Origin of the sequence: Clostridium sp. DL-VIII (genome assembly GCF_000230835.1) — a bacterium.
Taxonomy (GTDB): domain Bacteria; phylum Bacillota; class Clostridia; order Clostridiales; family Clostridiaceae; genus Clostridium.
This window is the reverse complement of sequence record NZ_CM001240.1, coordinates 1,477,298-1,492,788: the sequence shown is the minus strand read 5'-3', so window position 1 is coordinate 1,492,788 and position 15,491 is coordinate 1,477,298. Positions and strand designations below refer to the sequence as shown.

Here is a 15,491-nt window from a genome sequence, read left to right as displayed (position 1 = left end):
AAAATATTTCTTTTTTATACCTTCCACCATATTGTTCTGAGTTAAATGCAATTGAGCACCTTTGGAAAAACTTACGCCAAGCTGTAATTCATAATACTGTATTTGAAGTTTTTTCTCAGTTAATTCAACAAATTAAGTCACATTTAGATGCATTAAATTTGGACAAGGGTAAACTAAAAAAGCTTTGTTATTTTATACAGTAGGTTTACCCCGTATGATATTAGCAGTTAGTTATTAAAATTTATATAAATTCAAAAACAAGGAGAGATACTTATGACAAAAGAAACACTCGATCCTGAGATAATACCAAAATACACGCAGGAACTAATTATTCCTCCAGTATTCTTGCCTAATAGAGTAACTGATTCTGTGAGTGGTGCTCTAAGCGATAATTATAAAATCAGTATGTGTCAATTTAAACAGCAAATTCTCCCTTCTGAATTTGCCCAAACTACTGTATGGGGATATAGCGGTATAATTAGAGATAAATTCACTGGAGAAAAAATTCAATTTAGGAGTTCTCCTGGAGCAACTTTTGAAGCCATACGAGGCATTCCTGTAAATGTTAAATGGATAAATGAAATTACAGACGCTTATTCATTAGCAGTTGATCCAAGTCTTCATTGGGCAAATCCTAATGACACCTCAATGATGCCTCCTGATGGGAAATGGCCTGATTTTCCACCTGGAGTTTACTGTGCTCAAAAAGATGTCCCATTAGTAACACATCTTCATGGAGGTGAACAGCAATCAACATTTGACGGTCACCCTGAAGCATGGTGGACTGCAAATGGTCTAACTGGCCCAAAATATATCACTGACACTTTTCACTACCCAAATACTCAAGAGCCAACTACATTATGGTATCATGACCATGCACTAGGCGTGACTCGTCTTAATGTAGTAATGGGACTTGCCGGTTTTTATATTATTAAAGATCCTGCTAATCCTTTTGATTACCCAGGTCCATTAATTACAAACTCAAAATATGAAATACCAATAGTTATTCAAGACCGTTCCTTTAATGCTGATGGCAGCTTAAATTTTCCTACTCAAGGTGACAATCCAGAAATCCATCCTTATTGGCAGCCTGAGTTTTTTGGAGACACCATTATGGTAAATGGAACAGTATGGCCTAATCTAGATGTTGACATGACCAGATATCGTTTTAGAATCTTAAATGGTTCAAATGCACGATTCTATAATCTTAAATTTTCAAATGGAATGCAATTTTGGCAAATAGGAACAGATGGCGGTTATCTTAACAAACCAGTACCACTAACTTCTATTCTTCTTGCTCCTGCAGAACGTGCGGATATACTTGTAGACTTTTCTGAGATTCCTAGCTGTACTAAAATAATTCTCTGTAATGATGCAAATGCACCTTATCCTACAGGTGATAAACCTAATCCTGATACTGTAGGACAAATAATGCAATTTACCATCAATCATAATACTGACATGATGATGCCTACTCCTCTTCCAAAAACACTAAGAGATACTCCTATACCACATTTGCCTGCTCCATCAAAAATAAGAATATTTACACTTTATGAAACTGCTGGAGCTAATGGTCCATTAATAGTAACATTAAATGGACAACGTTGGTCAGCTCCAATTTCCGAATTGCCAGTTGTAGGTTCAACAGAGGAATGGTATATAGTTAATCTAACCGCTGATGCACATCCTATCCACTTGCATCTTGTAGAATTCAAACTATCCTGCAGGCAAAAGTTCGAGGTAGATAAATATACCCAGGACTGGCTTAAATTAAATTCTGATTTAGGAAATCCACCATGGATGGTTAAACCGAAAACACTTTATACAACACCATATATAATAGGTAATCCTATCCCTCCAGAAGATAACGAAGCTGGCTGGAAGGATACTGTAAAAGCATATCCTGGAGAAATAACAAAAATGCGAATTCGCTTTGCTCCTCAAAATGCTAATTCACATCCTGGTGAAAATTTATTTCCATTTGATCCTTCCGCTGGTCCTGGTTATGTATGGCACTGCCACATCTTAGACCACGAAGATAATGACATGATGAGACCTTATCAGATTAAATCAGAAGAATAATCTAATTTTACACTGGAAAATACCATATTAACCAATTCATTAATATCTTATAATTATATTGGCCTAAAACCAAATGCACTAAACATTAAATTTAATAATGTCTAGTGCATTAAATTTATATATAGTATTTTTATTACTCATTTAAAATTAAATGTTATGATTCTATGTTTTGAAATAAATCCAGCTTTTTCAAGAGTTCTTTTTGAAGCATGATTATAATACCAGCAGCCGCAAATAGGTACCACATTATGTGCACAGCAATTTTCTCTTAATTTTGTTATAATATATGTTCCAATCCCCCTGTTTCTATACTCCTTTTTTACTATCATACCTATATCATAATAATCCATGCTTCTGAAAACTTTCTGAGCAACACCTGCTGCAAGTAAAGTTTCATCAGAATACAATACGAATATCTCTTCTTTTAAAATTTGTTCTTCTAAATTTTCAAAAAAGTCTTCGCTTATCTCAGAAATTTTTTCGCCATCTTTTAAATTTGCTAACCTAAAACATTTACTCTTAAATCCATCTAACGAATTTTTTACATTAACAAAATTTCTAAACAAATATCCTGAGCAAACAGCCTTTTTATTAAAATCTAAGCATAGGGACATCAACAAATAATCAAATGATTTACATTCTGCTGCTATAAAATATTCTTCCTCTAGCAAAGTTTTAAATATATCTTGCGCAAATGTTACCACTTCATCATTCAAATAAAACTCATACAGCACTTTATCTTTATCCACACAAAAATATCCCTGTGTTTTTGATTTTAGTTCAATTTTATAATAGTCACATCTATTAACTATCTGCTCAAGATATTCTTCTTGAGCAGAAGGCAGCGACCTCATATACACTTCTCTTTGCTCTTCTATTAATTCTATGGATTCTACCTTTTTTACTTCAATCATATCTAACCCCTTTCTCTCATACTCATATCGTTAATCATTAAAATAACTATACTTAAAATAATATTATTAATACAAACACCTTTATAGGTTTCCTTGCAGTAAAACCATTATTAGCAATTATATCTTTTTCAACACTTTGACTTCCTTCGTGCATAATCTTATTCAGAACTAGTATCTATTGATAATTTAGTATATCTAATCCTCAAAATATTTATATCAAACCATTATGCATAGCACATATTTAGTTTCTATATCCCTATAATTGAAAAATATTTTTTTACTATATTAAGCACAGTACCATAAATGAAATTTATACTATGCGGTGCCCTCCTCTATGTTTTCTCATATCGAATAAAAGTCCAGTAAACCAATAATCTATAAACTTTCCTTCTTTGACTAATTGTAAAATTTCATCTTTGCTTGCCCATTTCACTGATTGTACTTCTTCATATTGTAATTTTAGCTCTTTAATATTTATTTCTCGCTCAATAAAATAATAATCATCAAAACCAGCTTCAAAATTTATAGTAAAAAATGGTCGTTCACTTGATAGATCAATTTTATATCCTATTTCTTCTAGCGTTTCTCTTTCGGCAGCTTGTACGCTTGTTTCACCAGCCCAAGCGCTCCCTCCAACAGTTATATCCCACATATTAGGCCATCCTTCTTTCCATGGCTGACGTTGTTGAATAATCATCTCATTTCTTGAATTAAAAATACACACATGAACTACAAGATGAAAATCATCTTTTCCAAATTCACTGCCCCGCTTAATTTTTCTACCAGTTAAGTTTCTATTCTTATCATAAATATCCCACAGTTCCACTGTAACTCTCCTCACTTTTATAATTCTAATCAGTTCCTACTATACATAATCTTAAAACCTACTTTTTTTGCTAATTCAACAGATGCAATATTATTTTTGTCTACCCAATATACTGGTATAATATTATTTTCCGTTCATAAATTCGCAATATTTCCATATACAAATCAATTATAGCATATTCTGTAATTGTAGCATTTTTAAATCTATATCACTAATTTTTCTGACTTATTATATATAAAAAAAGAAACTGTTCAAATTTCAGCACAGCTGCTACTTAAACAGTTTCTTAAAAAAATTTGCTTATATTATCTATTTTTCCCGAATAATTTTTTCTTTGGAGCCACAGCTTCATCAACTTCTTCACCTGATGCTTTCATAAAGCTGTACAATGCCTCTCTCTGTTCTTTATTTAATGTCTTAGGAATATCAACTATGACTTTTACATATTGATCTCCTTTGCCACCTGAATTAACTCTTTGTATTCCCTTACCTTTTAATCTAAACATAGTTCCAGATTGAGTACCTGCCGGAACAGAATATTTAACATTTCCATCTACTGTAGCTACAGTTATTTCTGTACCTAAAGTAGCCTTAGCCATAGAAACATGAGCATCAATATATATATCATTTCCTTTTCTTGTGAATACCTTCGATGGAGTTACATTAATTCTAACATATAAATCTCCAGGGTTTCCACCTCTTAATCCATGTTCACCTTGACCACGTAGTGGCATAACATTACCTGTATCTACTCCTGCTGGTATGTTAACTTTTATCTTTCTTGTCTTTCTAACATTACCATTTCCTCTACAACTTGAACATGGTTTTTCTATTATTTTACCTGTTCCTCTACAAGTATCACAAGTAGAAGTTGAAACAAAGCTTCCAAGAGGAGTTTGTCTTTGAACTCTTACTTGACCTGAACCTCCACAAGTTGGGCAAGTCTTTGCACTAGTTCCAGGCTCAGCACCGCTTCCATTACAGTGTTCACAATTTTCATTTCTAGTTATTGAAATTTCTTTTTCTACTCCAAAAACAGCTTCTTCAAATGTTAAGGTTATTGTATATTCAAGATCATTACCTCTTACAGGACCATTTCTTCTTCTAGAACCTGATCCCCCTCCACCAAAGAACGATTCAAAAATATCTCCAAAACCTCCCATATCAAAGCCATCGAAACCTCCGAAGCCACCGCCTCCAAAGCCTCCACTTCCATCAAAAGCGGCAGATCCAAATTGATCATATTTAGCCTTCTTTTCTGGATCCGAAAGAATTTGATAAGCTTCATTTATCTCTTTAAACTTTTCTTCAGCTTCAGCATTCCCTTGATTTCTATCTGGATGATATTTTACTGCTAATTTTCTAAAGGCTCTTTTTATTTCATCATCACTTGCACCTTTTTCAAGCCCAAGCACCTCATAATAGTCTTTATTTGCCATTTGTTTATATTCACCACCTAGTACTTTATCAGTGTACAGTTCGCAATTCACGATTTACAGCGAACTGCATGCAATGTACAATGCATAATTTAAATTTAAACTCCACACAATCCAGATCATAAATGTATAAATAATAACTTCTCCAATTATAAATATACAATTTACAATAGTAAAATGTGCAACTTTTATTATTTTCTCTGCATACTTTAGAAAAGGGAAGACGAAATTGCCTTCCCCTATCTCTAATGAAACCCGACTCACATGCGTTCGCTGGGTAAGTTCGAATTGCAAAATACAAGATTTTGATTCTCACTTATATTAATAATTAAGTTTTATTACAACTAAACTATATTATTTATCTTCATCAACCTTGAAATCAGCATCTACTACATTATCATCATGTGGTGCACTTTGTGCTCCACCTGCTGCATCTTGGTCAGCACCTGCTTCTGCTCCAGCTTGTTGATACATCTTTGTAGCTATTGGATAGAATGATTGATTTACAGCTTCAATTGCTGCTTTAATTGCTTCTACATCATCGCCATCTTTAACTTTCTTAAGATCTTCAATCTTAGCTTTTACAGTAGCTTTTTCATCTTCTGTAGCTTTATCTCCTACTTCATTTAATGTCTTTTCTATTTGATAAATTGTTTGATCTGCGTTGTTTACAGCTTCAATCTTTTCTTTTCTCTTTTTATCTTCTTCTGCAAACTTTTCAGCTTCTTTTACAGCCTTATCTACTTCATCATCACTTAAGTTAGTTGAAGCTGTAATTGTGATGTTAGCTTCTTTTCCAGTTCCTTTATCTAAAGCTGATACTTTAACAATACCATTAGCATCTATATCAAATGTAACTTCGATTTGAGGAATTCCTCTTGGAGCTGGAGCTATTCCTGATAATGTGAATCTTCCAAGTGACTTATTATCCATAGCCATTTGTCTTTCACCTTGTACTACGTTGATTTCAACTGATGTTTGATTATCAGCAGCAGTTGAGAATACTTGACTCTTCTTTGTTGGAATAGTTGTATTTCTTTCAATTAATGGAGTAGCTATTCCACCTGCTGTTTCAATTCCAAGTGTTAATGGTGTAACATCAAGTAATACTACATCCTTAACTTCTCCAGTAAGTACACCTGCTTGAATAGCTGCACCAACTGCAACACATTCATCTGGGTTAACTCCTTTAGATGGTTCTTTTCCTGTAAAGTTCTTAACAGCTTCTACTACTGCTGGAATTCTTGTTGATCCACCTACTAAAATTATCTTATCAATATCACTTAATGAAAGTTTTGCATCAGCTAATGCTTTTTTCATTGGCTCAATACTTCTTTCAACTAAGTCATGAGTTATTTCATTGAATTTTGCTCTAGTTAATGTTAAGTCTATGTGTTTTGGACCTGTTGCATCTGCTGTGATAAATGGTAAATTAATGTTTGTTTGCATTGATGAAGATAATTCGATCTTTGCTTTTTCAGCAGCTTCTTTTAATCTTTGAACTGCCATCTTATCTTGCATTAAATCAATTCCATTTGAAGCTTTGAAATCATCAGCAATATAGTGCATTACTTTTTCATCAAAGTCATCTCCACCAAGTTTAGTATCTCCGTTAGTTGATAATACTTCAAATACTCCATCTCCAAGATCTAAGATAGATACATCGAAAGTACCACCACCTAAATCATAAACTAAAATCTTGTGTGCTGAATCCATTTTATCTAAACCATAAGCAAGTGATGCTGCTGTTGGTTCGTTGATTATTCTTAATACTTCAAGACCAGCAATTTTTCCTGCATCTTTAGTTGCTTGTCTTTGGCTATCGTTAAAGTAAGCTGGTACAGTTATAACTGCTTGTGTTACAGTTTCACCTAAATAGCTTTCAGCATCAGCTTTGATCTTTTGAAGTACCATAGCAGAAATTTCTTGTGGTGAATATTGTTTTCCATCTATATCAACTTTGTAACTTGTTCCCATGTGTCTCTTTATTGAGATAACTGTCTTATCTGGATTTGTAATCGCTTGTCTTTTTGCAACTTGACCAACTAATCTTTCTCCATTTGCTTGGAATGATACTACTGAAGGAGTAGTTCTAGCTCCTTCTGAATTTGCTATAACAGTTGGTTCTCCACCTTCCATAACGGCTACACATGAATTTGTAGTTCCTAAATCAATTCCTATAATTTTTCCCATGATATTATTCCTCCTAAAACTCTATTAGTTTATTTTAATTTGAATTTTTCAATTAAATATTTTAATAAGTAATTTTACTTTTTTAGTTAGCTACTTTAACCATTGTATGTCTTATTATTTTGTCATCTTTTTTATATCCCTTTTGGAAAACTTCAGCTACAACATTTTTGCCTAAGTTCTCATCTTCTACATGCATTACTGCATTATGAAGGTTAGGATCAAATTCTCCTGAAGCATCTATTTCTTCAACTCCAAGTTTTGCAAATGCATCCTTGCAGCCTTTAATAGTCATTTCAATTCCTTTTTTTAAATCTTCTATACTTCCATCTGCTGCAATAGCTCTTTCTAAATTATCAAGAACAGGAATAATTTCTTTTAATACATCAACATATGCATCACTATATATTCCTTCTTTTTCTTTAGAAGTTCTCTTTCTATAATTGTCATATTCAGCTGTTAATCTTAATAATCTGTCTTTTGTATTATCTAATTCTTCCTGCAATTTTTTATTTTCCTCTTCTAAATTATTTCCTGCATCTTTGCAAGTTTCATCTACAGCCTCGCTAGTTTCCTGATTTTCTACTGCATCATTAGCTGTAGCTTCAGTTACTTCTTCCTCTTTAATTTCTTCATTCTTTAGTTCTTCATCTTTAACATTATTTTCTGCCATATATCTAAGTAACACCTCTTCTCTTTAATCTAGGACTTATATTTTATCATTGCTTAATATATTATTAAGCTCCTTTATAACTTCAGACATGATTGCTATTACTTTTGAATAATTGATTCTTCTAGGCCCAATTAATCCAATTTTTCCAATAGGCCTATCTCTGAAAGAATATTCGGCTGATATTATACTGCAATCCTTAGCCTGCAGCTTATAATTTTCATCGCCTATGCTGACTGTTATATTATCCTGTGGATCAAATAAATCTATTAAAGCTTCTTTATCATTAAGAAGCGACAGCATCTCTTTTGCCTTATCAATATCATTGTACTCTGGATAATTGAATATATTGGTTGTTCCTTCCATAAACACTTCTGTAGTATCTGCTGAATTTAATGTTTCATATAATAGTGGTAAAATTGCATTAAATATTTCTTCATATTGTCCTAAATCTTTCTTCAGATTATTAATTACTTCTAGATTAATTTCCTGTATAGAAAGATTCACCAATCTATTATTGATAACTTTGTTTATTTGATTTAAAGTTTCTACTTCTGGAACCTTGCTATTGAGCTTCATTATATGATTTTTAATAAGCCCTGTGTCTGTTAAAAAAACTGATACTAAATTGTGTTCATCAACCTTAATAAGCTGAATAGATTTAATAAAACTCTTCTTAACCGATGGAGCTTCTATTATACAAGTTAACTTAGTAAGCTCAGATAATAAAGCGCTAGTCTGCTTAACTATTTTATCTACTTCAAGCATTGCAGTATCAATTATATATTGTTTAATCTTCAAGTCTTCTTCAACTGTCAATCTTTGACTCTCCATAAGCTGATCAACATATAATCTGTATCCTTTGCTAGAAGGAATTCTTCCTGCAGAAGCATGAGGTTGTTCTAAGTATCCCATGTCTTCAAGATCAGCCATTTCATTCCTAATAGTTGCAGATCCAATGCCCAAATTATAGTTCTTCGCAATAGTTCTAGATCCAACAGGATCTCCGCTGCGAATATAGTCATTGATAATAGCTTGAAGTATCCTTATCTTTCTTTCATCAATACTCATAACCTCACCCTCTTTTTGTTAGCACTCATTAAGCTCGAGTGCTAATGACTATGTTTTTAATATATTATTTATGATGTTTTTTGTCAATTCTATTTATTTTTATTATAACTTTATTTAGTTATTATTTTTTCGATTTTATAAATTTATCTCTTTATTACTGCTATTTTCTTTAGTTTTCTCCAGTAATCTTTTTGCAATCTATTTCATAATAAAAGATTTATTTAAATATCACATCATAAAATGAAATCGCTCATCACATAATTGGATAATTCTATTCCTTTCGAGCTCAGATACAGTTTCCCCGAACTTGAAATTAATAATCCTTTTTTTATATTTTTTTCAATTACATCTCCATAGACTTCATATATATCTTTATTAAATCTTTTGGCAAATTCACTTGTTTTTATGCCTTCAATCATTCTAAGTCCCATAAATACGAATTCTTCCATATCATCTTTTATAGTGTTTACATGAACTTCCTGCGTAACATCTTCAGCTTCATTTATTCTTTTTATATATTCTTCAATATCATCTATATTTTTGATTCTATTTTCGTTTATGAAAGAGCTAGCAGACACACCTAATCCTAAGTATTCATTGCACTTCCAATAGACCTTATTATGAAAACATTCCTTTCCTTTCTTTGCATAATTAGATATCTCATATTGATGGTAACTATATTGACCTAGAATTTCCTTTGCTGATAAATACATCTCTCTTTCCTGCTCTTCATCGGGGAGTTTCAGCTTATCCTTATCATATAAATCGTAGAAATAAGTTCCTTCTTCTATTATCAAGCTATATGCCGATATATGCTCTGGATTCAACTTCACAATTTCTTCTAAGGTCTCTTTAAAATCCTCACTACTCTGATTCGGTAAGCCAAACATTAAATCAACATTAATATTATCAAATCCAATCTCTCTGGCTAATAAATAATTGCTTTTAAATTCTTTATAATTATGTATTCTTCCAATTTCCCTTAGAATAGAATCTTTTGCAGATTGTAATCCAAAGCTTATTCTATTTACCTTACCGTCTTTCATAATACTAAGTTTACTTCTATTTACTGTTCCAGGATTGCATTCTATTGTAAATTCTATATCTGTCTTCAAATTAAGCTTATTTAAAGTATCTAGCAGACTTTTCAGATTGGAATCATTAAGATGAGATGGCGTGCCTCCACCAATAAATATGCTGTTTATAGAATAAGCCTCTGCTTTTTGCAGTATTTCCTTATTTAGTGCATCAATATATTTATCCATTAATTTTTCTTTTCCTGAATACGATGGAAAATCACAATAAAGGCATTTCTGCTTACAAAATGGTATATGTATATATAATGAAATATCTTTCAATTAAAATCTCCTCCAATTCCCTATTTATCTGTACACTAAAACAATTGAGCAAAGAGAGGAACTTATGCTGTACATTTCCTTTCTTTGCTCAATATTTATTTTAAGTAATTTTATTTTAACTTACTAAACTAATAATTTTTCTGCTTGTTCCTTTAATAAAGCTATTTTACTATCTGCATCAACAACTGAAAAACCATATACATCAATAAAATTGTAGAAGTAATTGGCAAAAGCTATTCTTTTATTACGTTTTATGCTTAATTTATCTCCTACTTCTTCTAAGAAAGTAACTTCTTTTTCATCATACTCTCCGTCAATAAGTGCAAGACCTATCAATTCAAAATAAATTATATTCTTTGTTCTTTCAGAAGAATCTTCTAAAACTCTGCATATTGAGTTTAAATCATCATCAGCTACTTCGTTTTCCTCTATATTTAATTCCTTTAAATAATCATAATAAAGATTTTTTTCTTCTTTAGCAAAGGTATTATCTATATTCGCAAGATTCTTAACTAATTGCATAAATACAATTCCTTCATTCTTACTAAGTTCATTCAAAAACATATAACCCCTCCATCTTTCTACCAATAATTATTTGCATACTACTATCTACTATTATACAAATAATTCCTTGAAAATAATATCTTTTATTTATAATAATTTTAGGAATCTATATTGTCTTATGCCTAGTATATAGAAATAAATCATAAGATTTACTTCTTACTTGTAACTTGTAAATTAAGCTTTTATATCTATCTATAATCTAGTCTACCTTTAAAACAGCCATAAATGCTTCTTGTGGAACTTCAACAGAACCAACCTGCCTCATTCTCTTCTTTCCTTCTTTTTGCTTTTCAAGCAGCTTCTTCTTTCTTGAAATATCTCCACCATAACATTTAGCTAATACATCTTTTCTCATTGCTTTTACGGTTTCTCTCGCAATGATTTTAGATCCGACCGCAGCTTGAATTGGAATTTCAAATAACTGTCTTGGAATAATTTCTTTTAATTTTTCTGCAATTCCTCTTCCTTTATGGTAAGCTCTTTCTTCGGGAACTATCATTGATAATGCATCAACTATATCTCCATTTAATAATATATCTAGCTTAACTAACTTAGTCTGAGTATATCCTTTGAATTCATAATCCAAAGAAGCATAGCCTCTTGTTCTTGATTTTAAGGTATCAAAGAAATCATATATTATTTCATTTAAAGGAATATCATAGTTTACAACTGCCCTAGTTTCTTCTATGTATTGCATATCAATATATGTTCCTCTTCTATCCTGGCATAATTCCATAACTGCCCCTACATAATCTTTAGGCGTTATTATAGATGCCTTAACTACTGGCTCTTCCATATAATCTACTTCTGTTGCAGGTGGAAGATTTGTTGGATTTGTTATTTCAAGAATGGTTCCGTCTGTTTTTATTACTTTATATATAACTGATGGTGCAGTAGTAATTATGTCTAAGTTAAATTCTCTTTCAACTCTTTCTTGAATTATTTCCATATGTAATAATCCTAAGAATCCGCATCTAAATCCAAAGCCAAGTGCTATAGATGTTTCTGGTTCAAAACTTAAAGCTGCATCATTTATCTGTAATTTTTCTAATGCTTCTTTAAGTTCATCATATTTTGCTCCATCAACCGGATATATTCCTGAATAAACCATTGGTATAGCAGGTTTATACCCAGGAAGTGCTTTGTCTGTTTGTCTGTCAGCTTCTGTAATCGTATCTCCAACTCTCGCATCCCTGACATTTTTAATTGATGCTGTTACATATCCAACATCCCCAGCACTTAAGCTGCCAATTGGAAGAACTCCCGGAGTAAATACTCCAACTTCAGTAACTTCATAAACTTTATTAGTTGCCATTAACTTAATTTTGCTTCCAACCTTCACGCTTCCATCAAAAACTCTTGTTATACATACAACACCCTTGTAGCTGTCATAATATGAGTCGAAAATAAGTGCTTTTAAAGGAGCTTCTTCATCTCCATCTGGACTAGGTATATTTTTAACAATGCTCTCTAAAACATCTCCTATATTAAGTCCGGTTTTAGCCGATATAGCAGGTGCTTCCTCTGCATCTATACCTATTACATCTTCAATTTCCTTCCTAACCTCATCTGGTCTTGCAGAAGGCAAATCAATCTTATTTATTACTGGTGCAATCTCTAAATCATTATCCAAAGCTAAATAACAATTAGCTAAAGTCTGAGCCTGAATACCTTGAGTCGCATCAACAACCAATATTGCACCTTCACAAGCTGCAAGACTTCTTGAAACTTCATAATTGAAATCTACATGTCCCGGAGTATCAATTAAATTAAGAATATATTCTTCACCGTTATCTCTTCTATATACAAGTCTCGCTGCTTGAGACTTTATTGTAATTCCTCTTTCTTTTTCTATCTCCATATTATCTAGAACTTGCTCTTCCATTTCCCTTTTAGTTAAGGTTCCTGTAGTTTCAAGTAATCTATCCGCAAGGGTTGACTTACCATGATCAATATGTGCTACTATTGAAAAATTCCTGATATGTTTTTGTCTTTCACTTTTCATATGCATGACTGTCTTTTCTCTTTAAAACAGTCCTTTCACCCCCGTTATAATTAAATCAGCTAAATTATAACATACATACATAAAAAAAGGCTATTAAAACTTTAGGTACAATCAAATAAATAACAAGTCCATTTGCCAGCCTATTTTCATGTGCCTTAAGCTTAGATTTAAATTAAAATAGCCTTAGATTTATAATTTACTCATTTATAGTTTTATATTTTTAAACATCTCTTGTATTTTTTTTATATAAGGAGATTCTTCTTTAATTTTAAAATCACTGTTTCCTAATCTTACCAAAATATCCTTCCCATCTTCCTCATAAATCTTTAAAAACGAATTATCTTTAATAAAATTAGAAAAATCCTCTCCAAATTCATCACTTACAAGTTTATAATTTTCATTTGTATTTCCAAGCGGAGATAATGCCTTAGTATTAATCAAATCTATCTTAATTATTCCAATAAAAACTAACACTAAAATAAAAAATACCGGCAGCACTTTTCTACTAAAAATCTTCTTCAATAAAAACACCCTTTAAATAATATTTTTTAATACTTCATCGTATAAAAATTTTATTTAAATTATCTCCATTTTTAAAGTTTATTATTCAATACTATTAATTTATATCATTCTATTCAATAAACCCTCTCGTCTTCATTTTCTCTGGATTAATAAATATCGCCATTCCTGTTTTCATTTTTCTAAAGCTTTGTTTTTCATAAAAAGTTTCTTTTCCCGGTGAAGCATATAAAATAAAATTGCAATTAGGAGTAAATCTTAATATGTGATCAATAATTGCTGAACCTATCTTTTTCCCTTGATATTCTGCCAATACTGCAACATCGTAAATTGCTGATTGATAAACTCCATCCGAAATTGCACGTCCAAAACCAATTAACTTATCCCCATCAAAAGCAAATACAGTAGTATGACTATTTTCAAAAGCTTTCTTATGCACTTCTCCTTCAAAATGTGTCATTCCAACCTTTTTTAATATATTAGCTACATCATTCCAATTGACATTTGAACAATTATATTTAAATTTTATATTCATCCTTTTTCCTCCTAGTGTTAATATTAGTCTAATTATTTAATACATAGTATATATCCATACCTAAGGTAGAAGTCAACTAGCAAATTTTAAGTATATATATTGCAATAATAATTCTACATTTTACGCAAGTTTTATTTTTTATTTAAAATTTCTGCAATTACTCTGGCCATACACTGTGCTGTAACCTTTGATTCCTCTGGTGTATTAGTATGAGAACCTATTTCAAAAAGTAAACATCCATCACTCTTATCTTGATTAAATGCATTTTTCCCTCTATGATATGTTAATATTTTTATTGGCAGTGTCGGAAATAATTCTGCTGTTTTATTAAACACTTTCTCTGTAAGCTCTTTATTTTTTGCATATCTTGTACTATTTTCTGCATCTACAAACATTATCTTAGATGCGCTCATTCCATCTACTTCTGTGGTTGTTGCAGATTTATCCTCTACAGAATCTCTATGAAGATCTATAAGCATTTTAAAATCCCCATATTGCTTTAGGTATTTATCTACAGTTTCACCAGATCTTGTGTAACTATCATTATATGAAATGCAATGATTTGTTTTATCATGAATTACCGATATCCCATAATTCTTTTCAAGTTCATCCGCAAGAACATCCCCAACCCCTACTACATTGGTATCTTCATCTAAACTTTCAGGCTGTGAGGCATTGTAATTTTCAGTTGTATGGCTATGATATATTAATACTTCTGGTTTTGATTCATTCAGCTCTTTTTTTAAGCTCGGATCATAAATCTTTGAATTTGTACTATCAGTATTATTAACTGGTACCTTTAAAATACTATCATCATTTATTTGAAATAAACTAAATGTAGAATCTGGTTTACTAACACTATCACTATCCACATCAGTGAAATAACTGACTTCATTTTGAATTATCCCTTTGTAGCTCAAATTATTAATTCCCAAAACCTGTAAGCATACATTACTTAATGAAAGCTTATTCTCCGAGTAAGTCCCTTCATCATAAATCTGAGATTCTACTATTGGCGCTCCTAAATTTAACATCTGTACATAAGCAAATGCTCCTCTTTCCTTGCTATTTTTCAAAATATTGCCAAGCCTTATGAATAATAAACTTATAATTAGTATTAATACTATTACTCCAATACTAGTATTTGATTTCATTCTTATTCTTCTATTAATTTCACCTTTTTTTCCTCTACTAATGTATGCCACTTTGATCCCCCCTTGTATTTCTTTTATATTTATATTAATCAATTTACATAATTATTCTGATTTAATTTTCAATTAACTGCCTTCCTATAATTTCTTCATATGATAGAAAAAAATTA

The 15,491-nt window shown here is 31.4% G+C and carries 13 protein-coding genes; 1 reads left to right on the top strand and 12 read right to left on the bottom strand.

What is annotated here, in order from left to right:
• Nucleotides 1-273 precede the first annotated feature (273 nt).
• Nucleotides 274-2,082, top strand: a complete 1,809-nt coding sequence (locus CDLVIII_RS06715) for a multicopper oxidase (protein ID WP_009168678.1) — start codon at nucleotides 274-276, stop codon at nucleotides 2,080-2,082.
• A gap of 137 nt (nucleotides 2,083-2,219) precedes the next feature.
• On the opposite strand, the gene CDLVIII_RS06710 is transcribed toward CDLVIII_RS06715, so the two are convergent.
• From CDLVIII_RS06710 to CDLVIII_RS06655, 12 genes are all read right to left on the bottom strand, one after another.
• Entirely contained in the window at nucleotides 2,220-2,996 is a 777-nt protein-coding gene (locus tag CDLVIII_RS06710; RefSeq protein ID WP_009168677.1) for a GNAT family N-acetyltransferase, read from the bottom strand.
• 310 nt (nucleotides 2,997-3,306) lie between these two features.
• Complete coding sequence (locus tag CDLVIII_RS06705) at nucleotides 3,307-3,822, bottom strand: NUDIX domain-containing protein (protein ID WP_009168676.1); 516 nt, start codon at nucleotides 3,820-3,822, stop codon at nucleotides 3,307-3,309.
• 305 nt (nucleotides 3,823-4,127) lie between these two features.
• Nucleotides 4,128-5,261, bottom strand: a complete 1,134-nt coding sequence (gene dnaJ, locus CDLVIII_RS06700; protein WP_009168675.1) for a molecular chaperone DnaJ — start codon at nucleotides 5,259-5,261, stop codon at nucleotides 4,128-4,130.
• Between the two features lie 351 nt (nucleotides 5,262-5,612).
• Nucleotides 5,613-7,451: a molecular chaperone DnaK gene (gene dnaK / locus CDLVIII_RS06695; RefSeq protein WP_009168674.1), complete on the bottom strand. Its 1,839-nt coding sequence runs from the start codon at nucleotides 7,449-7,451 to the stop codon at nucleotides 5,613-5,615.
• Nucleotides 7,452-7,533: 82 nt separating this feature from the next.
• Complete coding sequence (grpE, locus tag CDLVIII_RS06690) at nucleotides 7,534-8,121, bottom strand: nucleotide exchange factor GrpE (protein WP_009168673.1); 588 nt, start codon at nucleotides 8,119-8,121, stop codon at nucleotides 7,534-7,536.
• A gap of 36 nt (nucleotides 8,122-8,157) precedes the next feature.
• Nucleotides 8,158-9,189 carry a heat-inducible transcriptional repressor HrcA gene (gene hrcA, locus CDLVIII_RS06685; protein WP_009168672.1) on the bottom strand — a complete coding sequence of 344 codons (1,032 nt, stop codon included), beginning with the start codon at nucleotides 9,187-9,189 and terminating at the stop codon, nucleotides 8,158-8,160.
• Nucleotides 9,190-9,422: 233 nt separating this feature from the next.
• On the bottom strand, nucleotides 9,423-10,547 hold the full coding sequence (hemW, locus tag CDLVIII_RS06680) for a radical SAM family heme chaperone HemW (protein WP_009168671.1): 1,125 nt from the start codon (nucleotides 10,545-10,547) through the stop codon (nucleotides 9,423-9,425).
• 123 nt (nucleotides 10,548-10,670) lie between these two features.
• Nucleotides 10,671-11,111 (bottom strand): hypothetical protein, encoded by a 441-nt coding sequence (locus CDLVIII_RS06675; protein ID WP_009168670.1) that lies wholly within the window; start codon nucleotides 11,109-11,111, stop codon nucleotides 10,671-10,673.
• A 199-nt stretch (nucleotides 11,112-11,310) separates the two neighbouring features.
• Nucleotides 11,311-13,116, bottom strand: a complete 1,806-nt coding sequence (lepA, locus tag CDLVIII_RS06670; protein ID WP_035302111.1) for a translation elongation factor 4 — start codon at nucleotides 13,114-13,116, stop codon at nucleotides 11,311-11,313.
• 204 nt (nucleotides 13,117-13,320) lie between these two features.
• A complete protein-coding gene (locus CDLVIII_RS06665; protein WP_009168668.1) occupies nucleotides 13,321-13,638 on the bottom strand; it encodes a hypothetical protein in 318 nt (105 codons plus the stop codon).
• Nucleotides 13,639-13,747: 109 nt separating this feature from the next.
• Nucleotides 13,748-14,170, bottom strand: coding sequence for a GNAT family N-acetyltransferase (locus tag CDLVIII_RS06660; protein ID WP_009168667.1), 423 nt, complete (start codon nucleotides 14,168-14,170; stop codon nucleotides 13,748-13,750).
• A gap of 131 nt (nucleotides 14,171-14,301) precedes the next feature.
• The gene (locus CDLVIII_RS06655; protein ID WP_186005587.1) at nucleotides 14,302-15,324 is read right to left on the bottom strand and encodes a stage II sporulation protein P; all 1,023 of its coding nucleotides are present in this window, start codon (nucleotides 15,322-15,324) and stop codon (nucleotides 14,302-14,304) included.
• Nucleotides 15,325-15,491 lie beyond the last annotated feature (167 nt).